This is a genomic window from Ruegeria sp. CF3 (assembly GCF_056537365.1).
Genome location: NZ_JBQFRK010000002.1, coordinates 370,890 through 396,271, shown reverse-complemented (window position 1 = coordinate 396,271; position 25,382 = coordinate 370,890). Strand labels below are relative to the sequence as shown.

At 55.6% G+C, this 25,382-nt stretch carries 23 protein-coding genes, 1 tRNA gene and 1 pseudogene; 6 read left to right on the top strand and 19 right to left on the bottom strand.

Annotation, left to right across the window (positions count from 1 at the left end):
- Positions 1 to 17 precede the first annotated feature (17 nt).
- Together ACR0KC_RS09565 and ACR0KC_RS09560 are read right to left on the bottom strand one after the other, a co-directional pair.
- Complete coding sequence (locus tag ACR0KC_RS09565; RefSeq protein WP_480771773.1) at positions 18 to 917, bottom strand: CPBP family intramembrane glutamic endopeptidase; 900 nt, start codon at positions 915 to 917, stop codon at positions 18 to 20.
- Positions 907 to 4,002: an ABC transporter transmembrane domain-containing protein gene (locus tag ACR0KC_RS09560; protein ID WP_170407253.1), complete on the bottom strand. Its 3,096-nt coding sequence runs from the start codon at positions 4,000 to 4,002 to the stop codon at positions 907 to 909. The genes ACR0KC_RS09565 and ACR0KC_RS09560 overlap by 11 nt, the downstream gene beginning before the upstream one ends.
- 233 nt (positions 4,003 to 4,235) lie before the next feature.
- On the opposite strand from ACR0KC_RS09560, the gene ACR0KC_RS09555 reads away from it, so the two are divergent.
- From ACR0KC_RS09555 to ACR0KC_RS09545, 3 genes are all read left to right on the top strand, one after another.
- Positions 4,236 to 4,997 (top strand): DUF6478 family protein, encoded by a 762-nt coding sequence (locus ACR0KC_RS09555; RefSeq protein ID WP_480537105.1) that lies wholly within the window; start codon positions 4,236 to 4,238, stop codon positions 4,995 to 4,997.
- 10 nt (positions 4,998 to 5,007) lie between these two features.
- On the top strand, positions 5,008 to 5,373 hold the full coding sequence (locus ACR0KC_RS09550) for a hypothetical protein (protein WP_480537106.1): 366 nt from the start codon (positions 5,008 to 5,010) through the stop codon (positions 5,371 to 5,373).
- Positions 5,374 to 5,436: 63 nt separating this feature from the next.
- Positions 5,437 to 6,963, top strand: a complete 1,527-nt coding sequence (locus ACR0KC_RS09545) for an MFS transporter (RefSeq protein WP_170422711.1) — start codon at positions 5,437 to 5,439, stop codon at positions 6,961 to 6,963.
- A 46-nt stretch (positions 6,964 to 7,009) separates the two neighbouring features.
- Here ACR0KC_RS09545 and ACR0KC_RS09540 read toward each other — a convergent pair whose 3' ends face one another.
- The 7 genes from ACR0KC_RS09540 to ACR0KC_RS09510 form a co-directional block, all read right to left on the bottom strand.
- Positions 7,010 to 8,353, bottom strand: a complete 1,344-nt coding sequence (locus ACR0KC_RS09540) for a S41 family peptidase (protein ID WP_170393963.1) — start codon at positions 8,351 to 8,353, stop codon at positions 7,010 to 7,012.
- A 6-nt stretch (positions 8,354 to 8,359) separates the two neighbouring features.
- On the bottom strand, positions 8,360 to 9,493 hold the full coding sequence (locus tag ACR0KC_RS09535; RefSeq protein WP_480706130.1) for a murein hydrolase activator EnvC family protein: 1,134 nt from the start codon (positions 9,491 to 9,493) through the stop codon (positions 8,360 to 8,362).
- Positions 9,490 to 11,007 (bottom strand): 2,3-bisphosphoglycerate-independent phosphoglycerate mutase, encoded by a 1,518-nt coding sequence (gpmI, locus tag ACR0KC_RS09530; RefSeq protein ID WP_480771772.1) that lies wholly within the window; start codon positions 11,005 to 11,007, stop codon positions 9,490 to 9,492. Before gpmI ends, ACR0KC_RS09535 begins: the two co-directional genes overlap by 4 nt.
- Positions 11,008 to 11,093: 86 nt before the next feature.
- Entirely contained in the window at positions 11,094 to 12,764 is a 1,671-nt protein-coding gene (locus tag ACR0KC_RS09525; RefSeq protein WP_480706127.1) for a sulfatase-like hydrolase/transferase, read from the bottom strand.
- 15 nt (positions 12,765 to 12,779) lie between these two features.
- Complete coding sequence (gene nqrM / locus ACR0KC_RS09520) at positions 12,780 to 13,010, bottom strand: (Na+)-NQR maturation NqrM (protein ID WP_170393970.1); 231 nt, start codon at positions 13,008 to 13,010, stop codon at positions 12,780 to 12,782.
- Positions 13,011 to 13,025: 15 nt separating this feature from the next.
- On the bottom strand, positions 13,026 to 14,051 hold the full coding sequence (locus ACR0KC_RS09515; RefSeq protein WP_480706125.1) for an FAD:protein FMN transferase: 1,026 nt from the start codon (positions 14,049 to 14,051) through the stop codon (positions 13,026 to 13,028).
- A gap of 67 nt (positions 14,052 to 14,118) precedes the next feature.
- Positions 14,119 to 14,304 carry a hypothetical protein gene (locus ACR0KC_RS09510; protein WP_480706123.1) on the bottom strand — a complete coding sequence of 62 codons (186 nt, stop codon included), beginning with the start codon at positions 14,302 to 14,304 and terminating at the stop codon, positions 14,119 to 14,121.
- Between the two features lie 120 nt (positions 14,305 to 14,424).
- Between ACR0KC_RS09510 and ACR0KC_RS09505 the strand changes: the two genes are divergently transcribed.
- Positions 14,425 to 14,949 carry a CBS domain-containing protein gene (locus tag ACR0KC_RS09505; protein ID WP_480706121.1) on the top strand — a complete coding sequence of 175 codons (525 nt, stop codon included), beginning with the start codon at positions 14,425 to 14,427 and terminating at the stop codon, positions 14,947 to 14,949.
- A gap of 4 nt (positions 14,950 to 14,953) precedes the next feature.
- Here ACR0KC_RS09505 and ACR0KC_RS09500 read toward each other — a convergent pair whose 3' ends face one another.
- The 7 genes from ACR0KC_RS09500 to ACR0KC_RS09470 all read right to left on the bottom strand — a co-directional run bounded on the left by ACR0KC_RS09500 (position 14,954) and on the right by ACR0KC_RS09470 (position 21,728).
- Positions 14,954 to 15,733 carry a metallophosphoesterase gene (locus ACR0KC_RS09500; RefSeq protein WP_480706119.1) on the bottom strand — a complete coding sequence of 260 codons (780 nt, stop codon included), beginning with the start codon at positions 15,731 to 15,733 and terminating at the stop codon, positions 14,954 to 14,956.
- Positions 15,734 to 15,867: 134 nt separating this feature from the next.
- Positions 15,868 to 17,091, bottom strand: coding sequence for an NADH:ubiquinone reductase (Na(+)-transporting) subunit F (nqrF, locus tag ACR0KC_RS09495; RefSeq protein ID WP_170393981.1), 1,224 nt, complete (start codon positions 17,089 to 17,091; stop codon positions 15,868 to 15,870).
- Positions 17,092 to 17,101: 10 nt separating this feature from the next.
- Positions 17,102 to 17,710 carry an NADH:ubiquinone reductase (Na(+)-transporting) subunit E gene (gene nqrE / locus ACR0KC_RS09490; RefSeq protein WP_050603817.1) on the bottom strand — a complete coding sequence of 203 codons (609 nt, stop codon included), beginning with the start codon at positions 17,708 to 17,710 and terminating at the stop codon, positions 17,102 to 17,104.
- A complete protein-coding gene (locus ACR0KC_RS09485) occupies positions 17,710 to 18,363 on the bottom strand; it encodes an NADH:ubiquinone reductase (Na(+)-transporting) subunit D (RefSeq protein ID WP_152460184.1) in 654 nt (217 codons plus the stop codon). The genes nqrE and ACR0KC_RS09485 overlap by 1 nt, the downstream gene beginning before the upstream one ends.
- Positions 18,363 to 19,178 (bottom strand): Na(+)-translocating NADH-quinone reductase subunit C, encoded by an 816-nt coding sequence (locus ACR0KC_RS09480; protein ID WP_170393983.1) that lies wholly within the window; start codon positions 19,176 to 19,178, stop codon positions 18,363 to 18,365. Before ACR0KC_RS09480 ends, ACR0KC_RS09485 begins: the two co-directional genes overlap by 1 nt.
- A complete protein-coding gene (locus tag ACR0KC_RS09475; RefSeq protein WP_480706117.1) occupies positions 19,171 to 20,379 on the bottom strand; it encodes an NADH:ubiquinone reductase (Na(+)-transporting) subunit B in 1,209 nt (402 codons plus the stop codon). Before ACR0KC_RS09475 ends, ACR0KC_RS09480 begins: the two co-directional genes overlap by 8 nt.
- Before the next feature lie 5 nt (positions 20,380 to 20,384).
- Positions 20,385 to 21,728: a Na(+)-translocating NADH-quinone reductase subunit A gene (locus ACR0KC_RS09470; protein WP_170422696.1), complete on the bottom strand. Its 1,344-nt coding sequence runs from the start codon at positions 21,726 to 21,728 to the stop codon at positions 20,385 to 20,387.
- Positions 21,729 to 22,027: 299 nt separating this feature from the next.
- Between ACR0KC_RS09470 and ACR0KC_RS09465 the strand changes: the two genes are divergently transcribed.
- Positions 22,028 to 23,143, top strand: coding sequence for a THUMP domain-containing protein (locus ACR0KC_RS09465; RefSeq protein WP_170511833.1), 1,116 nt, complete (start codon positions 22,028 to 22,030; stop codon positions 23,141 to 23,143).
- Between the two features lie 126 nt (positions 23,144 to 23,269).
- Positions 23,270 to 23,346 (top strand) — tRNA-Pro (locus ACR0KC_RS09460).
- A gap of 71 nt (positions 23,347 to 23,417) precedes the next feature.
- Here ACR0KC_RS09460 and ACR0KC_RS09455 read toward each other — a convergent pair.
- The 3 genes and pseudogenes from ACR0KC_RS09455 to ACR0KC_RS09445 form a co-directional block, all read right to left on the bottom strand.
- The gene (locus ACR0KC_RS09455) at positions 23,418 to 24,401 is read right to left on the bottom strand and encodes a tyrosine-type recombinase/integrase (RefSeq protein WP_480706115.1); all 984 of its coding nucleotides are present in this window, start codon (positions 24,399 to 24,401) and stop codon (positions 23,418 to 23,420) included.
- 17 nt (positions 24,402 to 24,418) lie between these two features.
- Positions 24,419 to 24,568, bottom strand: a pseudogene (locus ACR0KC_RS09450) (MerR family transcriptional regulator); the annotation flags it as partial.
- Between the two features lie 338 nt (positions 24,569 to 24,906).
- Positions 24,907 to 25,371: a very short patch repair endonuclease gene (locus ACR0KC_RS09445; protein WP_480577297.1), complete on the bottom strand. Its 465-nt coding sequence runs from the start codon at positions 25,369 to 25,371 to the stop codon at positions 24,907 to 24,909.
- Between the last annotated feature and the right edge of the window lie 11 nt (positions 25,372 to 25,382).

Here is a 25,382-nt window from a genome sequence, read left to right as displayed (position 1 = left end):
AATGCCGGGAAATGCAATCAGCGCCTGAGGACCAATCTTGCGGTGAGCCACCCCACGATCATCAGCGCAAAGTCGACTAGCAACCAAGGTTGCAACGCTTCGGCGTCCGATGCCTCATAAGGAAGATGGAACAAGGCCAGGCCACCAAGGTTGTCGGGAAGCGAAATGACAAGCAGAGCCGCGATGTTATTGAAAAAATGAAGCGCAATGGCGGGGCCCAGCGTACCCGCTCGCGCGGTCAGATCGGCGGTCAAAAGCCCAAATGTCAGCGCCCAGATGGCAATCAAGACCGCATTGTCTCCGACCGTCGCGGGGCTGTAGTGGCCAGCTGCGAACAAGATTGATGGCAGACCCATCCAGATCAGCGGAGACCGAAACCGCGCGGCGAGGCCCTGTTGCATATAGCCTCGGAACAGGATTTCCTCGGCGCTGGTCTGAATCAGCACCGCAACAGCGGATAAGGGAAGCAGCAAAAGCCATTTGGTTAACGCGAGATTCGCCACCAATGGTGCACCAAGGTCATAGGGGGGGAGTATGAATATGACTGCACCCAGCAGAAGCAATGCGCGAACAACGCGCCAAAACTGCCAGATTGCGATGGATTGTTCGCCCAGGACCGAGGCAAGTGACCGGTGCTGAAATAATCGTGCCCCCAACGCCACGCCAATAGTGACAAAAATAAAGCTGGAGAGCACAATAAGGAGCGCTGTTGGCGACGATCCATTCAAGAATGTGACCGCCGACCCTGATGAGCCAAGACTGGCAACGATTGCGAACAAGATTGCATTGAGCGTGACCACAACCACTGAGACCAGCGCAAGACCAGCCAACAAGCGCCATATCTCGGGATATCTGCGGGCGGCACCTAGTAATTGCTGATGACTTGAATAGGTACCCCGCCTTTCGTTAGTGCTCATCGGATTGCTCAGCACTTACAGAAGGCAGGTCATCCCCAATTGGAGTGTTGGGGTCACGCAACCGCTCGGACACCGTGGACAAATATCCGGCCACGGTTTCAAGCAACCTCATCGCAACGCCCGCGTCACTTTCAATCACAGCACGCAATTCCTCCGCGCCGATCCGCAGGAACGAGCAATCCGTGAGGGCTACCAAATCCAATTGTCGCGGCTCATTGGTGATAATCGCAAGATCGCCGATAAGGCGCCCGGGTTCTACTATCGAGAGCGAACGCATTTCACCGTGTTCATTCAGCCAATTCAGGCTCGCCGAACCCGAAATACACAAATACGCCGCATCGGGAGCCTGGCCACGTGCGAAAATGGTTTGACCTGCCGCGACCTCGTACCATTGGGCCGAAAACGCCAGAAGACGCTGGTTGCGCCCATCGACTCGTGAAAACAACTCGGTAGAAGAAATGATCTTGAGTTTCCGGCTCAGGTCGTCCGTCCCGGTATCTTCGGCATCGGTGGACACGCGCGAGACACCATCGATGCGACCGTCCTTTATTTCAACAAACAAATCATAGGCTTCCGGATGGGCAAAATGATCCTCCATAAAGATCATAATCGAGTCGGGTAATAACTCGCGCAGCTTCAGACGGGTCCGCAGGCGGCTTTCAGAGTCGTGGCTGGCCAGTGCCTTGTCGAGTATCAGGATATCGGGGCGTTTGATCCCGGCACGAGAAAAGGCAGCACGCTCCTGAAACACTGTCGGAAGGTTATTCCCACCTAACCCGGACGGCAGGTCGTAGATGATCGCGGCGGCCCTTCGGCGCAGCCCGGCCTCGTTCAGAACCTCCGCGACCAGATCTTCGATCTCTTCTGCATGAGCACCAGCCATGATGGATACCCGACCATACAGAGCGTTTTCCATTGCTGTCAGGCGGGGAACGTAGACGTCCGGTGACACCGGCACGAACATCGCACCCATAGCGCCCCGCAGCCGTTCGGCCTGACTGTGACGAATGGAAAGGATTTTGTCCTTGTACTCCTCAGGGAAACTCGGGCCGATTTGTTCAGCGGTCAGCATGAATGGGACGGTCAACAGCAGCGCACGTTCCTGATCGCCGATGGCTTCCTCGCCCTTGGTTTTGCGGCGCTCTTCGATATCGAGCAGACGGTGGTACATGTCTTTTGACATGCCAAGCCGCAAGAACAATGGGTGATCGGCCCCATCTCGCCCGAAAGTCTGGTTTAGGGTTTCCAGAACGGCCTGAGCGATGCTGAGCGCGTCATCATCAAGGCCATTGCCCGTAAGCAACGACAGAAACCGGTGGTCCCCCGCCAGAATGTCCGGTGCGATATCATGCGTCGGTGAAGCGAACAGCAGGTTCCCGCCCAAGGGCACGGCGGGATTGAACTGGTCAGGATCGAACCGATAGACATACTTGTCCAACCCGCGCTCTTGCAGGCGTGTCGCAACGGTATCTCGCAGATCGACTATTTCTTTCGCCAGTACCGGGTGTACTTCCGGGTCGAACTGAGAGCGCAAAGTGCGCCGGAACATAAATTCATCAATGCCCATCGCTTCGACAAGCTGGAACCACCAATCACGAATATCCTCGATGTCATCAAGACCCGCGAGGCTTGGATCGATCCATTCATCGGACAGTGAATCGGGTGGGTTCCCGGCGCGCACGGCTTCGATCTGGCGGCGTGAGGGGGCCTGCAATGCACCACTTTCGTGTTGAGGATGCGTGCGCAGCGGCATTAGCAGGTTATCACCCAATGTTCCGTCGAACAGGTAAGGGCGTGAATAGGCATAGCCGATCCGCGCCGCAATCACCGCCTGATGCAGGCTGTTGAGGTTGTGGCCAGCCATCAGAACCTCGCCTTGAACCGGCAGCACTTCGCGCGTCAGCAACTGCGCAAGCGCACTGCGTTCCGAAGCGTGTTTCGACTGAATCGCAACCCGAGCGCCTTGGGGAATGGTAAGATCAATATCCTCAAGGATGGTCTTGCCGTCATCATCACGAACGGTCACGTTGCGCAGTTCGATATCGCCGGTTAGGTGCGGGATTGCCTCGGGGACGCCCTCAAACAACTGTTCGGGTATCATATTCGATGGGGCAAACCGTTCGGTCACAATTTCCCAGCGCAGTGACATGTCCTGTACTTGGTTGTAGTAGGTCAGAAGATCCTTCCAAGGGCCGCTGAGGTCTTTATATGCACCCAACGCGGCGACCAATGCGCCTACTGTCACCTCGCCCGTGATCGCCAGATAGCCGCCTACTGAATAGAACAGGAAGGGTGTCATCTGAGTGATCAGATTGTTGAGGAACTTCATGAAGAACTTCTTGTTGTAGATCTTAAAGCGGATCTCGAACAAGGTTCCTAGCCGATGGCTGAATTGCGCCAGACGATAGCGCCAGCCGCCATTGGTGCGCAGATCGCTGATACCAGCAGCACTTTCGCCAATCTCAGAGCTCAGCCGCCGGACCTCCTGAATGCGATCCTTGTTTAGAAGGTTGATCTGACGCTGCAATTTGGGAATCAGCCAGGCCTGCAAAGGGATCAATGCAATACTGGCCAGACCAAACCACACGCTTTGCATGAAAAGAAACGTGACGATCGTCATCATCTGGCCGAACTGAAAAACGGGCTGCGCGATGGCATCTCCCATCAACCCGCCCATGGGTTCGGCCTCGGACGTGATCATCGATACCAGTTCACCTTGGCTGGTGGTGGCGAAATAGGATTTGGGAAAGCGCATCGAGCGGCTGATCAAGGTAAAGCGAAGGCGACGCAACATCCGCTCGGCGAGAATGCCTTTCATGGTATTGATGCGCATTTTCATCACGCCACTGGCGATGACAGTTGCCAAAAAGGCAAAGCACAGAATCAGCAGGTACTGCACCTGTGTCACGGTGATACCGAGTACTGTCACGGTGTCTGCGGGCGCACCAATCGCGTCGTTGATGATCTGCTTGGGAAGCTCCAACGAAGCGTAAAGGAACGGAAATGACAGAACGGTCAGCAATAGTAGGACCAATTGCTGTTTTTTCGAATGCTTCCATATGAATGAAAATAGGGTGGGTTCCATTCCCCTGCCTCATGATGAGCCTGCATGATCCGGGACAAATGCCGATTGCCCGAGCGCCGACGGTAAGCCTCGGCCCGAGCTATTGCAAGAATGGCGGCTCTTTGCGACGCAGAAACCAGCTGGATAGGAGATCACATTTAGGATTCGGGAAGATTTATCCGCTAATCAAGTAAGACTGGTTTGTCCCCTGCCCCGACTTTGACTAAAGAGAGGCTGTCTTGAAAGATGGGGCGATGGGCAGGTTACTGGATCGATATATTCAACTAAAGGCTCTGGGGCGCTGGCAGCGTGCCGCGCAGCAGTCTGACCACCTCGCACTGCCTGAGCTTCGCCGCCAACGTGATGACGCCCGGCGGTTGCGCGGCAAACTTGAACAAGCAATTCAAAAAGCTGATGCTCGCCTGATCCAACCCTTGATTGGGGCGACGCAGTTTCCAAAACCCCTGGGAACGGATTGGTCGTGGCGACCGGACCTGTGGCGGACGCCACTGATCCGCAAAGGTATAGCCTCGGCCCCGCGCAAGGCGCGGATGGATGGGCAGGTCATCCTGTTTCACGATTGCAGCCAGGTCGAGATCGGGCTGCAGCAAATCCGAAATCGGCGAGACAAGGATTTGGCGCCTTTCAGTCTGGCCGTTGAGGTATTTGATTTTCAGGGATCTTTCCTGTCGCTTTCCATTGATCTGCCCACGGATGCCGCCATAAATCTGTCCCGCCAGCATCTGATGCGGGTCGACACTCTGGTTGAGTGCGAGCGTTCTACTGTTGTCTTCGCCCGCCTGAACATTCAGCATGGCCCTAATACCGAGCAGGTTCTGCGCGAACTTGATCTTTCAATACCTGCGGCGACTGTAGATTTTGATCTGGCCCATCTGAACGTGAATGAGCGTCGAATTGAAAAACTCTGGCTGGATCTGATCATTGATCAACCCGCGATGAACCGTGTGGTGTTTCGTGACCTGACATTCTGCCGTTACCACCGGGCCGATCTGTAAAGGGTACTCAATGTCTCATACCACCCTGACACCAATCCGCTTCGAAAACGGCCTGTGGGAAGGCCATTTGACCAGCGAAAGCCCCCCTCAGATCAAGGTGCTGTTTCTTGGTGAGCCTTTGACTGATGTGGAGTTGGAACCAGCAAAAGATGGCTGGGCCTTGCGCATCCCAGTGCCGCCCGCCGCCCTGTCGGAAGGTGTCCATACTGTCGTGATTCACGATGGAACAACAGGCCATAAGCTGGGGGATTTCACCATCATCGCCGGTTCACCCGCCGCAGATGATCTGAGGGCCGAAGTCGCTTTGTTGCGCGCCGAGTTGGACATGTTAAAGCGCGCGTTCCGCCGCTCTCAGGCATCTCAAAGCGAAACCTGACCACAGTACCGATAGGATTGTCCCTATCTTTTCAGGTCCATACGTGCATCATTGGATTGGCCTATGGATCGCAACAGCATCATAAAGGTCATCGCGCTGATGGTGACGGGTTTCGGGATCGGGATCGATTTTACCGGTGCCCTGATGCTGGTCCCGGCAATCGAAAACAGCTTTGACGCCGACATCACCAGCACCCAGTGGGTTCTGAATATTTACGCTCTGTTCTTTGCAATGACGATGGTGGCCGGAGGTCGCCTGGGTGACATGTATGGTCATCGCAAGATGATGATCATCGGTCTTTCGATCTTTCTGTTTGCGTCGGTTTTATGCTTTGTCTCACCCGGTTTGGACTACCTGATCGGCGCACGCGCCTTGCAGGGGATCGGGGCGGGATGCGTGTGGCCCTGCACGCTTGCATTTGGAGCCACCAAAGTGTCGAAAGAAGAACACCGCGCATTGGTGATGGGGCTGATACTGGCGGGTGTCACCACGGGTAATGTCTTTGGACCGATGATTAGCGGCGCGGTGGTCAATCTGGGTGATTGGCGGTTGTTTTTCCTCGCCAATGTGGTGTTTTCCAGCATTTCGATGACGACTGCGATCCTGCTGATGGAGCGTGAGACCGAGCATAAGAAAGGTGAACACATCGACTTTGCCGGGATGGGTATCCTGTCTTTTGCAGTTTTGCTCTTGCTTTACGGTTTGGACGTTGGTGCCGATTGGGGCTGGACTTCGCTGCCGCTTTTGCTGCTGTTTTTTGTCAGCGCCGTTTTGTTCTTCCTGTTTCCGAAAGTCGAAAAGAGGGTCAAGGAACCCTTGCTAATGCCTCAGTTGATGCAGAACCGAGAGTTTCTGATTACCTTGGGTCTGAATATGTTCAACGTCTCGGCAGCTTTTGTCGGGCTGCTTTATTTTCCGCAGTATATGCAAAAAGTCTTGGGATGGTCTGTGTTCCAATCGGCGCTGGGTTTGGCACCGCTGACGGTGTTGCTAGCGGTCGGATCAATCGTCTCGGGTACGCTGTATAACGATTTTGGGCCCAAGCGACTGCTGTTTTGGGGGTATATTTGCGCCACAGTCGGGGCGGCAAGCGTTGTCATCATGCCTTCCGGGACCGGATATTTTCAGATTCTGCCCGGAATGGCGCTGATTGGTTTGGGCGCAACGCTGACGGTCGGGCCTTCGGGAACAGCCGCTGTATGCGCGGTCAAGCCGGAACGCGCCGGACTGGTTGGCGGCCTGAGTTTCATGACCCATCTTGTCTATGGGGCAATCGCGGTCGCCTGTGCGACGGCGGTCATGTATGTGACAAGCCTGTCCAGCCTGAAAACCCGATTGACCGCGTCAGGCATCAACATGTCCGAGGCTGATCAGAAAGCGATCAATGGTGGAACGCTGAACACAGACTCGGCAAAAGCAGTGCTTGAAAAGTTGAATTCAGGTGAAACTGAAAAGGTTCAGGCCGCCATTGCGGCGGCCTTTGATACCGGAATGAATATGGCTTTTGTATTCGCCACGATCTCAGTCGCTGCTGGAATCGTCCTAGCGCTGATGCTGGATGAGAAAAAGCTGCACAAGGTCGAAGGGTAACCCGTACAGGTGTAAGTATGGGGCCGCTGGTGGCGGCCCCTACCCTTTATTGTGACGGTCCAGTCGGATTGAATGCGGACAGGCCTTTGAGGATATCGATGGCATATGCCAGTTGATAATCCTCTTCGCGCAGCTCTGCGGTGGCTTCAGCTTTGGCGCGATCCTCTTCAATCTGGCGAATCTCGTCCTCGCTGAGGCTGTCATTATTCAGGCTGCCGCGCAGATCGGCCTCGGACCGGGTGCGGGTGTTTGTATCTTCCTCTTCCTCGTCAACCGGGTTGTTGCGTGGTTGTTCGACGATGATGTCCGGGCTGACGCCAAGCGCCTGAATCGAACGACCCGAGGGCGTGTAGTAGCGAGAGGTTGTCAGACGCATAGCCCCGTCACCCCGAAGCGGCATGACCGTCTGCACCGATCCCTTGCCGAAGCTCTTAGTACCAACCACGATGGCGCGATTGTGATCCTGCAAGGCGCCCGCGACAATTTCCGACGCCGAGGCCGAACCACCGTTGATCAGCACAACGATGGGCTTGCCTCCGGTCAGATCGCCGGGTGTTGCGTTGAATCGCTCACCATCTTCGAGATTGCGACCCCGGGTCGAGACGATTTCGCCCTCATCCAGGAACGCGTCAGAGACCTTAATGGCCTGTGTCAATAGCCCGCCCGGATTGTTACGCAGATCCAGAACGATGCCATTGACGTTTTCGATGCCTCCGGCCTCTTCGATCTGTTCTTCCAGTCCTTCCTTGAGGTTCGGATAGGTTTGGTCATTGAAGGTCGTGACACGCAACACGACACTTGTACCTTCGGTACGTGCACGAACTGCGGTCAGCTTGATCGTGTCGCGAACGATCGTCACGTCGAATGGCTCCTGCTCGCCTTCACGCACGACTGTGATCACGATTTCCGATCCCACCGGGCCGCGCATCAGGTCCACGGCTTTATCCAGCGTCAGCCCCAAAATACTCTCGCCATCCACATGGGTGATGAAATCGCCCGCTTCGATACCAGCAGCATCCGCTGGGGTGTCATCGATGGGCGATACAACTTTGACAAAGCCTTCTTCCTGCGTGACTTCGATACCGAGCCCGCCAAACTCGCCACGTGTCTGCACGCGCATCTGCTCGGCATCATCAGGCGACAGGTAGCTGGAATGTGGGTCTAGCGAGGTCAGCATCCCGTCAATCGCAGCCTCGATCAGCTCGTCGGTTTCTACCTCTTCGACATACTGGGCGCGAATACGTTCGAAAATGTCACCGAACAGATCAAGTTGTTCGTAAACACTTGCCTTGTTCTCGGCCTCTTGCGCAAGCAGAGGGCCTGCGATCTGTGTTGTTGCGACTATCCCTGCCACGGTGCCGGCCAGTCCGGCCATCACAAATTTCTTCATACTCGTTTATCCATCCTTGTCCGTCCGGAACCATGATTCCGGGTCCACTGGGCTGTTATCCTGTCTTACTTCTATATAGAGCGTTTCTGACCAGTCAGTTCCAGTGCCATCACCGCTTGTTGACATAATAGCGCCGATTTCCGGAGTTTCACCCGGCATCAAACCTACCGGAGTACCCTCGGGTATCACTTCCCCGGTCAGACCATATACCTCTTGCAGACCTGAGAACACGAATAGCAATCCGGGCTGGGGTTCAAGGATCACAAGATTCCCGAGATCCAGCAAGGGCCCGCGGTAACGGATCGTGGCAGCCGTTGGCGCGGTGACCAATGCGCGGGGTCGCGTGCCCAGCACCAGCCCGGGGCGCGTTACCCCCGCTGCGTCCGTTTCGCCCGCCCAGTGCAGCATGACCCCTTGTGCGGGCAAGGCGATTTGACCTTTCCGGCCCGAGACATCTGCATTTGTATCTTCAATCTCACCATCGGTGATCTCGGATAACCCACTGGCAAACCCATCCAGCGTTTCGGTCGAGGATATCAGGATCGCTGTACGCACAGGATCTTCTACGAAACGGCGAGGCAGATCGGTCCGGTCCGCTATCGCCTCACTAAGCTGCGTGCGGGCATCCTGAACACCCTCCAACCCTTCGGTCAGCGTATTGGCAGCGTTTTGTTGAAGCTGTCGCAGCGTCTGTACCTCTTGCAATTCGTTTGCAAGCGCCTGAGCCTGCGCGTTCAACCCAGGCGTGACTTCGGACAACATCATACCAGTGCGCGCGGCCCCAAGTGGGCCGGACGGGTGCAGCATAAGTACCGGAGGCGCGGTGGTTTCGATCGTCTGCAGAACACCTAACAGCTGCGCCACCTCCTGCTCTTGTACCTGCAATTCTGCAGTCAATTGCGCCTCGCGCAAGGCCGCGCGGCGCAGGCCGTCGCGCATGGCGCTCAGACCAGCCTCGTAGGCTTTTATGGTTTCGGTCAGAGCTTTGACCCGGTCGCGGGCAGATTCGGCCTCAGTCAACGCGATCGAGGCTTGCTCCAGCATCTCGGCCGCTTCTAGTGCCGCCTTTGACGGGCTGGTTTGGGCGACGACAGGGGTGGCCCAAACCAGCGCTGCAGCAACGATCGGGTGCAATCTCATGTCAGCAAGCTTTCCCCTGTCATTTCAACGGGTTTAGGCAATTCCATAAGCTGCAACAAAGTTGGAGCAAGATCGGCCAAGCGCCCATCGCGCAGGCTTGCCCATTCGGGGCCGCCGACCAGAACAACAGGCACGGGATTCAGCGTATGCGCCGTATGTGGACCGCCCGTTTCCGGATCGACCATCATTTCACAATTACCGTGATCTGCGGTCACAATCATCGCACCCCCGACCTGCTTCAGCGCTGCAACCACCTGCCCCAGACCTTGATCAACAGCTTCACAGGCTTCAATCGCAGCTTGCAGATCACCGGTATGACCAACCATATCTGGATTGGCGTAGTTGGTGACGATCAGATCATATCCGCCGTGGATCGCCTCGACGAACTTTTCTGTCACTTCGGCCGAGGACATCTCGGGCTGCAAATCATATGTCGCCACTTTGGGCGATTTGGGCATGAAGCGATCCTCGCCACCCTCGGGCTGCTCTTTGCCACCGTTCAGGAAGAAAGTGACATGAGGGTACTTCTCGGTTTCGGCCAGCCGGAACTGGCGCAGGCCTTGCTTAGCAACCCATTCGCCCAGCGTGTTCACGATATCCCGCTTGGGAAATACGGTCGTCATATAATCGTTATGGCCATCGGAATACTCAACCATGCCCAGTAACGCCGACAACTGCGGGCGCGGACCGGAGTCGAACTCGGCAAAACCGGGCTCCCCAATTGCCCGCAGGATTTCTCGGGCACGGTCGGCGCGGAAGTTCAGGCAAAAGAACCCGTCACCGTCCTTAATACCGGAATAACCAGCAAGAACCGTGGGCGCGATAAACTCGTCGGTTTCGGATTGGGCGTAGGCATGGTCGACGGCCTCATGGGCCGAGGCCACGGTGCGCCCCTGACCTTTGACTATTGCGTCATAGGCCTCGGAGACGCGTTCCCAGCGATTATCGCGGTCCATGGCAAAGTAGCGCCCACAGACGGTGACGACCTTTGCGCCATCGGGCAACCGGTCTTCGAGTTCGGCGATGTAGGTAAAGGCCGATTTCGGGGCCACATCGCGCCCGTCGGTGATCGCATGTAGCGCCACAGGCACACCCGCATCGGTAGCCGCTTTGGCGGCAGCTACGATGTGATCCAGGTGCCCGTGCACGCCCCCATCCGATACCAGCCCCATCAGATGCGCTGTCCCGCCTGCAGCTTTCACCTTAGCGATGAAGCTCTGCAGCGCCTCATTGTGAAAGAAAGAACCGTCTTCTATGGCTAGGTCAATCTGCCCCAGATCCATCGCAACCACGCGCCCAGCCCCGATATTGGTGTGACCAACCTCGGAATTACCCATCTGACCACTAGGTAGACCCACATCCGGCCCGTGCGTTATCAGTTGCGCATGAGGACCTTCAGCCATGAGAGCATCAAAGGTTGGCGTATTTGCCAGATAAGGCGCATTGGCCTTGGTGTCGTCGGATAGGCCCCAACCATCAAGGATACAAAGGACAACGGGCTTTGGGGCGGTCATGAAAGCTCTCCGATTGAGGCGGCGTTGCTGTCTTCTACCCCCTGCCCGCTCAAGGTTGAACCGTCATTAGGGCCGCGAATGAAGAATTAATCTGTCTTGTAGTCCCCAAAGGGTCGCGCTTTGCGGTTGCGGTATTTAACGGTCAGCTCAAGCGGCATCTCGTTTTCGTCGTAAATACCGATCACCACGCCTGTTCCTCGGCTTGATCCACGCATGTTTAGCAGTTGTTCTTCCGACCGGGTCGTGCGCTGCGACTGGCGCCGCGTCCAGGTGAACAGGTAATCATACATCTCGGCGATGATGTCTGCATGTTCATCGCTTTCGCCCAGGTCCGTCAGCTCGCTCGGATCATTCTCTAGATCAAACAAAAGCGGGCGATAGCCCCCTTCACAATGGATCAGCTTCCATTTCTCGTTTGCAACCATGAACATGACCGCATCCCGAACCGAGGCGTTCAGTGTCTGCGCAATGGGGGATGCGGAGTAGTCGTACTCACAAATCACCACATCGCGCGGAGTGCTTTCGGCCTGACCGTGCAGGATGGGCAGCAATGAATGCCCCTCCAAAATGTGCCCTGCAGGTTCACCGCCTGCGATGTCTAAAAACGTAGGCGCTAGATCGATGGATTCGACCAATGCATCGCATGTGGTGCCGCGCGTGGCATCAGCCTCGGGCGATGGATCATAGATGATCAGCGGCATTTTGGTCGAGGCGTCATGGAAGAAGGTCTTCTCTCCCATCCAGTGATCGCCCAGAAAATCCCCGTGGTCCGAGGTCAGCACGATCATCGTGTCCTGCATTCGTCCGGTCTGTTCCATCCAGTCAAACAGCCGCCCCATTTGGTCGTCAGCCTGCTTGATCAGGCCCATATAGGCTGGAATCACGGCCTCGCGTACATCCTGACGCGAGAAGGTCTGGCCGATTTTCGTATCTATGAACGCTTTCAGCACCGGATGAGCGTTCTGCCGTTCAGCTTCGGACCGAATGACAGGCAGAACGTGTTCGGGACCATACATCGAGGCGTAGGGTTCTGGCACAATATAGGGCCAATGCGGTTTGATATAGCTGAGGTGGCAGCACCACGGCCCCTCATGGTTTTCAATGAACTCCATGCCGCGAGAGGTGAGATAAGGCGTTTCGCTGTCTTCCTCGGCGATATTCGCGGCCTCTGACGAATTCTTCAGGAACCAACCCGAAAGCACATTGCCCTCTTCATCCAGCCCCGAATTGGCGAAGTCGTGCCAGGGGTTGTCACTCTCATAGCCTTTGTCTTTCAGATACTCGTTGTACCTTTTGGCGCCATCCGGGTCATAAAACCCATCCGGCCCTTCGGGGCGCATCCCGTCATCGCGCTCAAAGACATCAAACCCGCATTCAGCGACGCGTGCCCCGATCAGGCTGTCGGGCTCAAGCCCCAAACGAGCCATACCCTCGGCGTCTGCGCGCATATGAGTCTTGCCAACCAACCAGCAATCCATCCCTGCCTTGCGCAAGTGATCGCCCATGGTGACCTCACCAACTTTCAGCGGGATTCCGTTCCATGACGCGCCGTGCGAATGCACATAGCGGCCGGTATAGGTCGACATACGGGAACTGCCGCAGATCGGAGACTGGATGTAGGCCCGCGTGAACCGCACACCCATCGAGGCGAGACGGTCAATATTTGGCGTATGCAGATGTGGATGCCCGTAGCAGCTGAGATAGTCCCAGCGCAATTGGTCGAACATGATGAAGAGGACGTTCTTGGCTTTGTTCATGCCAAGAGGGTTATCCTAGCCTTCCATCTGTTGCAGCATCTTTTTCGCACGCTTGCACTGCAACTGGTCGCGCAGAGGGCTGTCGGGATCGATATCCTTTTGGCAGACCACACATTTATCGGCACCCGAGATCGCGTTCAGGCCACCGCAGCTGCCTTTGATGGTTTTGCCCATCAACATCACACCCAGCGCCATGCCAACCATGACGATCAGCAACAGGAAAAAGGCCAGAATAAAGGTGCTCATAGCGGTTCCTACCGGTCAGTTGGTCCCCAGCGCATCCTTGAAGGCGCTGCTTTGTACGGTGATATAGGCTTCTTCTCCGCTTGTCACATCCCGAGAGATGAAGAACACGGCAAGTTTATGCTCTTCGGCCAGTTCCAGACCCTTTTCCAGACCCAATGCTAGCATCGCCGTTGCCCACGCATCCGCCATCATGGCGTTGTCTGCTAAAACAGTAACCGAAGTGGTGCGATGAGTAATCGGGCGGCCCGTCGTCGGGTCAATGATATGCGAATAGCGCACCCCGTCCTGTTCGAAGAAGTTCTTGTAATCACCCGAGGTCGCCATTCCCAGATTGTCGAGCGGCACGATCAACTGGATTGATTGCGCGCCAGTCTCGGGTTTTTCGATCCCGATCCGCCAGCTTTCGCCTTTGTCATTCGCGCCCATGGTCACCAGATCACCACCGATCTCGACCATATAGTTCTCGATCCCGGCCTCGCGCAGCTGTGCGGCAACCGCATCGATGCCATAGCCTTTGGCGATCGCAGACAGGTTGATCCCGACTCCGGCATCTGACTTGGCCATAGTGCCCGCTCCGCGATCCAAGTCTAACAGCCGCGCTTGCCCCACTTGCCCAAGCGCTGTCGCGATCTCGTCATCTGCCGGAATTGGGTCTTCAGGTTTTCGCGGTCCAAACCCCCACAATTCGATCAGCGGACCAAGGGTAACATCAAACGTACCACCGGATTTCTCGTGAACCTCATTTGCGGCCTCGATGACGAAGGCAAATTCGTCTGACACTTGCATGGGGTCCGTGCTGCCTGAGGCCGAGAAGGTCGAGACCTCGGAATTCGGGTCCCAGTTGGACATCTTGGCATTGACCTGCGCCAGGGTCTCCTGAACCGCTTGCCCCAGCGCTGCTTCGTCTAAATCATCGCCGATTGCGGTGATATTGAACGTGGTTCCCATCGTCTCGCCAGACAGGCGCACCACATCCGGTTCTTTGCCAAACAAACAGGCCGAAACAGTCAAAAGTAAGGCCAGTGCGATCAGTGGGCGCATGGTGCAATCTCCCGGGAGTGTTCTTGCCCGGCATATGCCAGTGAGCCTGTTCAGAGTCAAACCGGCCTCAAATCTTGAGCGGCAAAAACGCCAATGTGAAAAGTCCGATTGCTGCCGGGATGCCAAACAGCCAAGCGCGCTTTTGCCAACCTTCCGGTTGCTGTTTCCAAACCATGCGAAAATTATGGCCGCAGACCACCACGATAAAGAATATCAGCGCGGCAACTGGTGGCGTCAGATACAGGTTGCTCACAAGCAATTTCCTTTTGAAGTGGCCAAGTTACGCCGGTTTTCGAAATTGCACCCTATACAGGGCCGGTCCCTGCGGTAAGGTAGGTTGTAAGGACAATACCGGTGAAAGAGGAAACCGCCCATGGCCCCAAGCTCTTACCAGCCTCCGATACGCGGCGACAAGGCCGCGGCGACAACCCGCAGTCAATCAGTTGAGACCAATCTGTCGCATACCCAGACAACGGTTGCGAAACTGATGGAAGGTAAAGGGGATGCCGTTTTTTCGGTGCGGCCCAACGACACGATTCACTCGGTCGTGGATATCTTGCGCGAAAAACGCATCGGGGCTGTTGTTGTGACAGATCAGAATGGTGCCCTGCAGGGTATCCTTTCCGAACGTGATATCGTGCGCCGCATGGCGGAAACGCCCGGCCAGACCCTACCCCAATCCGTGGCTGATCTTATGACGACTGAGGTAAAAACCTGCAGCCCCGAAGATTATCTGAACGACGTGCTGAAAACCATGACCGAAGGCCGGTTCCGGCATATGCCCGTACTGAGTGATGGAAATCTGCGCGGGGTGATCACCATTGGCGATGTGGTTCATTTCCGCTTGAAAGAACTGGAATATGAAGCACTTAGAATGAAGCAAATGATCGTAGGCTAGCGACTTACACCGATACGCGCGCGATTCCGGTGTGCGCGGTCGAGATAAATCGGACAGAACCAGGCGAGATTTCCGCAGCCGTCAACTGATCGGTGATGAACGCACCTGTATCAATCGAAATGACATCATGCTCGACCCGAGCTTCGTCGACGATGGTATGGCCATGCACCACCCATTGCTCGTCTTTCCGGCGTTTCTTGCGGAACTGAGGATGCCCCCAAAGGCAAGTTCTGTCCTGTTGCCGATCGACCGGCTGCGAAGGATCAAGCGCGGCATGAACAACCGTTACATTCCCGCTCGTCCAGGTCAGCGGCCGATCATGCAGCCAGTCCAAAAGCGGTTGTCCCATCGCTTGCTGCAGTTGTTCGGCAACGGCTTGCGGGTTGGACTGGTCAATATCAGCAAGCCCAAACGAAGCCAAAGTCTGAGCACCGCCATTATACAGCCAGACACGCTCCATCCGTGTTGGATCAGACAAAAACCCAAGCAGCATATCTTCGTGATTGCCTTTCAGGCAGATCGCCCGGGTTTCAGGGTTCGTGTCGAGGTGGTGTAGCTGACGCAACACCTGCGCGCTGTATCCGCCCCGGTCAACATAGTCGCCTACAAACACCACCGGACAGTCGTTATCCAGCGCAGGTAGGAGCCGTTGTAAAAGATCCAACCTCCCATGTATGTCTCCGATTGCGTAGAATTTTTCTGTAGGCGCCAATGAATACAGATTCACCGGCTGATCAGACGGTGTTTGAGATGCGATAAGCCTTTTGATCCATCCGGTTAACATAAGACCTGCTGCCTAATGCGGAAAAATATGGAGCAGCATTCGCCAAATGCAGACGTTGATATTGGCAGCCTGCCCAACATCAGACCTAAAAATGAAAATGGTCGGTCCCAAGGGTTGGAACCGACCGATGCTGTTTATCCGCCGAAATCATCGAGCATGATGTCTTCGCGGTCCACGCCCAGATCCAGCAGCATGTTGATGACCGACTGGTTCATGATTGGCGGACCACACATGTAGTATTCGCAATCCTCGGGTGCGGGGTGGTTCTTCAGATATTCCTCGAACAAAACGTTGTGGATAAAGCCAGTGTAGCCTTTCCAGTCATCCTCGGGCTGGGCGTCCGACAACGCAACGTGCCATTCGAAATTGTCGAATTCCTTGGCCAGCGTGTCGAAGTCTTCGACAAAGAACATCTCTTTCTTCGACCGCGCGCCGTACCAGAAGCTGATCTTGCGGTTGCGGTTTTCAAGGCGTTTGAGCTGGTCAAAGATATGGCTGCGCATTGGGGCCATACCAGCACCACCACCGATGAAGACCATCTCTTTTTCTGTCTCGCGAGCAAAAAACTCGCCAAAGGGACCTGAGATTGTGACCTTGTCGCCCGGTTTCAGGTTGAAAATATACGACGACATCTGACCCGGAGGGATACCTTCGGACCCAGGAGGGGGCGAAGCCACGCGGACGTTCAGCATGATCATGCCTTTTTCATCCGGATAGTTTGCCATGGAATAGGCGCGTTCGATCGGTTCGGCGACGACGGATTTGTACTGCCATAGATTGAAGCGATCCCAATCCTCGCGGTATTCTTCTTCTACGTCGAAATCCGTATAGGCGAGCTGGTGTGCAGGCGCTTCGATTTGGATGTAACCACCAGCGCGGAAGTTCACGTCCTCACCTTCCGGGAGGTCCAATGTCAGAGCCTTGATGAAGGTCGCTACGTTCTCGTTCGAACGCACCGTGCATTCCCATTTTTTGACGCCGAAGACCTCTTCGGGAACTTCGATGTCCATATCCTGCTTGACTGCAACCTGACAGGATAGCCGGTCACCACAAGACGCCTCGCGCTTGGTGATGTGGCTTTCCTCGGTCGGCAGGATCGAGCCACCGCCGGAATGCACGCGCACGCGACATTGCGCGCAGGTGCCACCACCACCACAAGCGGAGGGTACGAATAGCTTCTCTGCCGCAAGCGTCTGCAGCAGCTTGCCACCCGCCGGGACCGAGATTGTTTTCTCACCATTGATGGTGATGTTCACGTTACCGGTTGAAACCAGCTTGGACCGCGCCGCCATGATGATGGCAACCAGACCAAGAACGATAACGGTGAAAAGGGCTACACCTAAGCCAAAGGTTTCCATTCCGCCCTCCTTACAGTTTCACGCCCGAGAAGGACATGAAGGCCATCGCCATCAGTCCAGCGGTGATGAAAGTGATGCCCAGGCCTTGCAGACCATCGGGAATGTCCGAATACTTCAGCTTTTCCCGAACACCCGCCATCGCAGTAATCGCCAGAGCCCAGCCAAAGCCAGAGGACAGACCGTAAGTCGCCGCTTCGGCAAAATTGTAGTCGCGTTCCACCATGAACAGTGAACCACCCAAAATGGCGCAGTTTACAGTGATCAGCGGCAGGAAAATCCCAAGCGCGTTGTAGAGCGGGGGGAAGTACTTATCCAGCACCATCTCTAGGATCTGAACCATCGCTGCGATCACGCCGATATACGAGATCAGTCCAAGGAAAGTCAGGTCCACATCCGGGAAACCTGCCCAAGCCAGCGCACCTGGTTTCAGCAGATAGTTCAGCAGCAGATTATTCGCCGGCACGGTGATGGCCTGCACCACCATGACCGAGATGCCCAGACCCAGCGCAGTTGAAATCTTCTTCGAAACAGCGATGAAGGTACACATCCCCAGAAAGAAGCTGAGCGCAAGGTTTTCGACAAAGATGGCCTTTACGGCCAGTGAAATCAGACCTTCCATCAGTGGGCCTCTACCTGCTGGATTTTGTATTCACGCTCTTCCACCTGGTTCGGCTTCCATGTGCGGAAGGCCCAGATGATCAGACCGATGATGAAGAAAGCCGACGGCGGCAGCAGCAGCATGCCGTTGGGCACATACCAGCCGCCGTTGTTGACGGTCTCCAGAATGGTGACACCGAACAGTGACCCGGCGCCAAACAGCTCACGAATGAAGCCGACCAGCAGCAGGATCAGACCATAGCCCATGCCGTTGCCCATGCCGTCGATAAAGGACGCGACCGGGGGGTTCTTCATGGCAAAGGCCTCGGCCCGGCCCATCACGATACAGTTGGTGATGATCAGGCCGACAAAGACCGAAAGGGTTTTCGAAATCTCAAACGCATAAGCCTTGAGGATCTGGTCCACCAGGATCACCAGCGAGGCGATGATCACCATCTGCACGATGATCCGGATTGAGCCGGGGATCTGGTTGCGCAGGCACGAGATGAAGAAAGACGAGAACGAGGTCACGAAGATCACCGCCAGCGCCATCACCATAGACACCTGCAGTGACGAGGTCACCGCCAGCGCCGAACAGATGCCCAGCACCTGCAGCGTGATCGGGTTGTTGTCGACAAGCGGGTCGACCAGCATCTCTTTCTTGGTCTGAGACATCAGAGCTCTCCTGCTTGCAGTTTGGCCAGGAACGGGGCGTAGCCCGCGTCGCCCATCCAGAATTTCACCAGGTTATCGACACCAACCGACGTCAGCGTGGCACCAGCCAGCGCATCGACATAGAAATCGGGGCCTGCCGCAGGCTGCGACTTGGCAACGGTGATTTGCAGATCGCCTGCATCATCGCGCAGCTTTTTGCCATTCCACAGCGCCTTCCAGCGAGGATTGTCCACCTCGGCGCCAAGGCCCGGTGTCTCACCGTGCTGATAGAACTGCAGGCCGTAGATATCGTTGCCGTTGTTTTCCAGCGCGATGAAACCATAAAGCGTGGACCAGAGGCCATAACCGTGCAGCGGCAGGATTACCTTATCAAGCGCGCCTGCATCATCACGCAGCAGATAAATCACGCGGTACTTGGACTTGCGCCCGATCCCAGCCGGGTCATCGTCCAAAGCGACGCTCAGTTCTGGATCGCTGGCAGCAGCGATATCATCAAAGGTGGTCGCGTCGAACTGATCGTCAACGAATTCACCTGTAGACAATTCCAGTACATGCGGCTCAAAGGCAGCGAATGCCTCGGTCACATCAATGCCTGGTTCGTAGATGCCGGCAACTTGCAGAACGTTGACTTGCTTATCCTTCAAACGGTTGATTTCCTGCACCGGGCGCAGGCTGACCGCAGCAGCAGACACGACCATCGAGGCTACAAGGCAGACGGCAACGGCAACAAAGATAGTCTTGCCAACCGAATCTGGCGAAGCAGCCAGAAACTTGGCAATCGCTCCCTTGGGTTCATTGGATTGCGTATCAGACATGGCGACGCGCCCTCCGTTTGATGTTTGCCTGGACGACGAAATAGTCGATCAGCGGCGCAAAAACGTTTCCGAACAAGATTGCCAGCATCATACCTTCTGGGAAAGCGGGGTTAATGACGCGGATCATCACAACCATGATACCAATCAGCGCGCCATAGATGTAGCGGCCCATATTGGTGTGACTGGCCGAAACGGGCTCAGTTACCATGAACGCCAGACCAAAGGCGTAGCCCCCAAGAACGATATGCCAGTACCAAGGCATCGCGAACATCGGATTTGTGTCCGATCCGATCAGATTCAGCAGAAGCGTGAAGCCTATGGTGCCCGCAAGACAGCCCACAATCAGGCGATAATTGGCAATCTTGGTCGTCAGCAGGAAGGCCAGGCCGATCATGCAAGCCAGCGTCGATGTCTCTCCAAAGCTACCCTGAATTTGCCCGAAGAACGCATTGGCCCAGGTGATCCCGTCGGCGGCCAGTGCCTGAACGCCTTCAGCAGCGGAGATGCCCAATGCAGTCGCACCGGAAAATCCATCCACCGGGGTCCAGACTGAATCCCCCGACATTTGCGCGGGATAGGCGAAATATAGGAAAGCGCGTCCGACCAGCGCTGGGTTGAGGAAGTTCTTGCCCGTGCCGCCAAATACTTCCTTACCGATCACGACACCGAAAATGATGCCTAACGCGACCTGCCACAATGGCGCTGTCGCAGGCATAATCAGTGTGTAAAGCATCGAGGTTACTAGAAAACCCTCGTTGACCTCATGGCCGCGCACAGTGGCGAAGATGACCTCAAAAATACCGCCCGCAACCAGTGTGGTAATGTAGATCGGAAGGAAATACATCAATCCATGCATCACATTGGCGAAAATGCTGTCAGGGTTCAGCGAGATGCCGAACACCTGCAGGATCGCAATCCGCCAGCCTGTTGCCGAATCCGTTCCCAACGTAGCAATGGCCGAGTTTGCCTGATAGCCAGTGTTATACATCCCCCAGAGGATTGCGGGGATCGTAGCAATCACGACATAGGTCATGATCCGCTTCATATCCACGTAAGAGCGCGCATGCGGCGCGACGGTCGTGACGGTTTTCGGAGTGTAGATAAAACTTTCCACCATCTCGTAGATGGGGAAATATTTTTCGTACTTGCCGCCCTTGGTAAAGTTCGGCTCGATCCGATCGAAGAAGCTGCGCAAACCCATGTGGATCAGCCCTCCTTTTCAATCTTGGTGAGGCAGTCGCGCAGCGCCAGCCCATATTCATATTTCGCAGGGCAGGCAAAGCCCACAAGGCCCAGGTCTTCTTCGTCCAGTTCCAGTGCACCCAGCGCCTGCGCGGTGTCGGTGTCCATCACCAATAGCGCCCGCAGCAATTGCGTCGGCAGATAATCCTGGGGCATAAGCTCTTCGAATACACCCGTCGGCACCATCGCGCGGCGACCACCATTCAGGTTAGACGTGAATGAATAGAGCTTCTTGGCAAAAGCCGATCCCAAAACAGGCTGTACCGCATATTTCGAAGGCATAGGAAGAATCCAGCCCAGTGTGTGCTGATCATGATCTTCGCGAATAATGCTGATCTGGCGCGCAAAACGGCCCAGATAGGCGGTCGGACCATCGGCATGCTGCCCCGACAAGATCGACCCCGAGATGATCCGCGCGATCCCGTCGACGTTCACTTCATCCCGGGTCAGGTCATCCGTCGACGCGCCCATCACGGTGCGGATCAGGCGCGGCTGGCGCGCGCCCGGTCCAGACAAAGCAATCACGATGTTTGAATCCAGATGACCGGTCTGCATCAGACGACCGATCGCGATCACGTCCTGGTAGCCAATGGTCCAAACCTGCTTGTCCCCTCCCAGCGGCTCAAGGAAGTGAATATGAGTTCCAGCAAGGCCCGAGGGGTGTGGGCCGGAAAACGCAGCCGCTTCGATACCTGGCAGATCGGAACCGGGGATGGATGCCCCCTCTTGCTGGCACAGATAAGTCTTGCCGTTGGTCAGGTTTGAGACAGCTGCGAGACCAGCCGCAAATGCCTCGCCCGCATCCGCAATAACCAATGCCGCATCACCTGCCAGTGGATCGCTGTCCATGGCTGTCACGAAGATTGCTGTAGGCTTGGAGCCTGGTTCGGGCATCTTTGAATAAGGACGTGTCCGGAAAGAAGTCCACAGCCCGGCCGCGCAGAGCTTAGCCGTGACACCTTCGGCAGTCTCGGCATCGCCGGTGCCCGAGAAATCTATGCCGGCGTCATTGGCATCCGAAACCTCGATCACCACGCTCTGCAATACACGTCGCGCCCCGCGATTAATTGCCACGACTTTGCCAGTCAGCGGCGCGACCATCATCGCGTCGGGCGCATCCTTGTGGCAGAACAACGGCGTTCCTCGCTGGACCGCGTCGCCCTCTTGCACCAGCATCTTGGGCTTTAATCCGATATAATCACTGCCCAGAACGGCAACCGACGAGAATTCAGGCCCCGGCTGGATTTTCTGTTCGGGCGCGCCTTCAACCGGCAAATCCAACCCTTTTTTTAGTTTGAAAGTTTGCATGTTGCTACGTTCTTCCAAGCCTTTGTCCTGCGCCTGCTGCGCGCCATCTTACAATGATGCCAGGAAATAACACGAAATTTCCCGTCTGTCCGGTCGCGAAAGCGCCATTATCCGACCAGAATCCGCAGGCGTATTTCCGATCACGGCTCCTTTACGCGGGGATGAGTGCAAACGCAAACCTGTTACCGCCCAAAATCGAAAAGGAATGTCACATTCTTTTGAGCTTACGGTCGTTCAGAACAATTTGCCCATTTAATTTGCGTGTCGCACAGGCTGATCAACCGGTGTAAGCAACCACAATGGACAACAATGATAAATTCGAGATTTTTCTGATTGCCACTCCAGGGCTCGAAACGCCTTTGTGTGCCGAGGTCATCGAGCGCGGATTCTCAGGCGCCAGGATCGTTCCAGGTGGTGTTGTGTGCCGTGGCGATTGGCCGGAAGTCTGGCGCGCCAATCTGGAATTGCGCGGTGCCAACAAGGTTCTGGTGCGACTGGGCAGTTTCCCCGCCGTGCATTTGGCGCAATTGGACAAGCGCGCCCGAAAATTTCCGTGGGCGAGTTATCTCAGTCCAGACATTCCCGTGAAGGTCGAAGCAACCTGCCGCAAATCTCGTATCTATCATGCGGGAGCGGCGCGACAGCGCATCGAACAAGCCATATCCGAGGGGCTCGGCACCTCAGTCTCACCCGATGGCAAAGTCCGTGTGCTGCTAAGAATCGAAAAAGACATATGCACGATCTCCGTCGACACATCCGGCGAGCCCTTGCACAAGCGCGGTCATAAGCCTGCAGTCGCCAAGGCCCCGATGCGGGAAACAATGGCTTCGATGTTCCTGCGTGAGTGTGGGTTTGACGGGTCTGAACCGGTTCTGGACCCGATGTGTGGCTCTGGAACATTCGTTATCGAAGCGGCTGAAATTGCACTTGGTCTGCCCCCAGGCCGCTCACGTCAGTTCGCATTCGAAGATTTGGCAAGCTTCGATCCAGATGTCTGGCAAGATATGCGCGCCCAAACCGATCCGCCCGAAACAGAGCTCAGGTTCTATGGCTCAGATCGTAATGCAGGCGCGATTGAGGCTTCCCGCTCCAACGCCCAGCAAGCACATGTGGATCATGCCACCCGATTTCAGCACTGCTCGGTCAGTGACATCAAACCACCAGAAGGCCCAGCTGGGCTGGTCATCGTCAATCCGCCCTACGGGGCACGCATCGGTGATGAAAAGCGCCTGCGGTCGCTCTATGGCAGTTTAGGCAAGGTATTATCCAGTCGTTTCCAACGATGGCGTGTGGGCATCATCACCACCACACCCGGACTTGCCCGCGCAACGCGATTGCCAATGCTTCCCCCCGGCCCAATCGTTGATCACGGCGGAACAAAAATCCGACTGTATCGAACAAATCCGTTGCAGTAACTCAGCGAAATCGCAGATCAGGAGAACGGTTTCAATCACCCCTCGAATCCAGCGACGACATATGTGTGTACGCCCAAAATCCCTCTTGCACATCAATATGACGAGGTATAGATCACGCGCCACGGTCGGAGTGTAGCTCAGCCTGGTAGAGCACTGTCTTCGGGAGGCAGGGGTCGGAGGTTCGAATCCTCTCACTCCGACCAAATAAAAAAGGCGCCCAAGGGCGCCTTTGCTGTTTGCAAGACAGTGATCCGAGGTTCATTGAACCTGAACGTTAATCGAACTCCAACGCATTGGCAGCTTTACGCAAGTGATCCGGGCTGTAGCGCGCATAGACGGACGCGGTAATACGTGAGTCTGAATGGCCGAGAAACTGGGCGATCTCATCCATCGAGGCGCCAGCCTCAGCCATATGAACTGCAGCTGTGTGCCGCAGCACATGCGGTGACACATCAGGTAGGTCCGCAGCGACTGCGGCCGCCTTGAAGCCTTTCTTGATCGACTTTATCGATCCTCCTGCCCATTCTACGACATAGTCAGACAAGGCCGCTTTCTGAGCGTTCAAAAGCACAGCATACAGGCTCTTTGTCATGGGGACGATGGCCCTGCCCTTCCTCTGTCCTTCGCCATTGCGGAGGTTGATCTGACGGCGATCGAAATCCACCCGATCCCATGTAAGTTCTAACACAGCCGTTACCCTAGCCGCCGTAGATAACATCAGCCAAATAGCGAGCTTGATGTGCGGTGCACATTCGACAGCCAAGAGCCGTGAAATCTCCTGACGCGTCAGAAATCTTTCCTTGGGAGCCGGTTTGCTGGGGCGCTCAATATAGGGTGCCCTATCAATGAGACCGGTTTTCTCAGCCCAATTCAAACAGGTCCTCAGTTTACTGAGCTGAGTCCAGATTGTGCCATCCTGGATACCTGCCTTCCGCCGATCGACGATGTAAGCTTTACAATCCTGCACGCTAATCTGATCCGGACGAAAGGCTCCAAACCAAGGCAGCACAGAACGGCCGGTGTATTTCATGCTTTCATGCGCCGGCCGACCCTCGACTGTTGCACTATACGCCTTCCAAATCGTCGCCACGGTCAGCTCATCCTTTCCTGCTGTCTGGGCAAGGAGGACATCACGAGCTTCGGCCTCCGCGCGTTCGAGGGTGTCCGCGTCAAGACGATACCGGCGTCTGCGTCCATCTTCCTCATACCAGACAACGACGAAGCGGTCGTTGAGCCGACCAATACTATATTCCTGCACTGCTCATATTCCTCAACCTTGTGTGCCGGGATGCGAAACTGGCGTTGAACTCTGAAATATCCGAGCTGGCCGGATTTGCAGAGCTGACGCACAGTCTCAGAACTGCAGCTCCAACGCTCTGCGAGAGTTTTGGGGGTATACGGCGGGGACAAATTGCGCTCCTTCATTTTGGTAAAACTTCTTACCCTATAGCGTTCTCGACGTGGGATGCGTTTGGGATTTCCAAAAATCTTCTAACCCATTGCTAAAAAACAAAAGAAAATTGCGTCTAGTGCACACGAAATTCGAACATCGGCATGGGAGAAACCGTTCCGCTGAACGATTAACCCCGTCTGATCCCGCTAAATACTCTTGTGATTTTCTGCCAATGAACGGGCAATAAACAGCAGGCTACTTGCATCTTCGTTGATAGCCTAAGGATTGATATTCAAGAACCGGGCTAAGCAGCAATTGAAATGTCGACCAATCATTCACGCTTGATCACGCTATTCTGCGCATAGTGTCTCTACTCCAAATCCACAGCGCCTGCATTGGGCAATTCCAGCACAGTTTTGCCGGACCGGACCCAAGACGCTAGGCAAGACAAGTTGTCAGCGAGCATTTTTTTCGCAAGTGCACATTCCCAGACGATCGCTACACGCCAGCCTAAGTCGAGCAGATCAACCTTCGCCCGGCCATCGCGCTCGACGTTTCTATCAAATTTTTCCTGCCAGAACTCGGTATTGCTCTTCGGGATCGTTGCGAACCGGCATCCGTGGTGTCGGTGCCAGTAACAACCGTGGACGAAGATCACCACTTGATGGCGGGCTAGGACGATGTCAGGGCTGCCCGGCAACTTGCGGACATCAAGGCGGAAGCGGAAGCCTTGTGCATGGAGAAATCGGCGGACCAGTAGTTCGGGTTTCGTATCCCTTCTTCTGTTCGCGGCCATCATCTTAGACCTGACATCCGGACTGACGATATCTGCCACGAAATTACCTC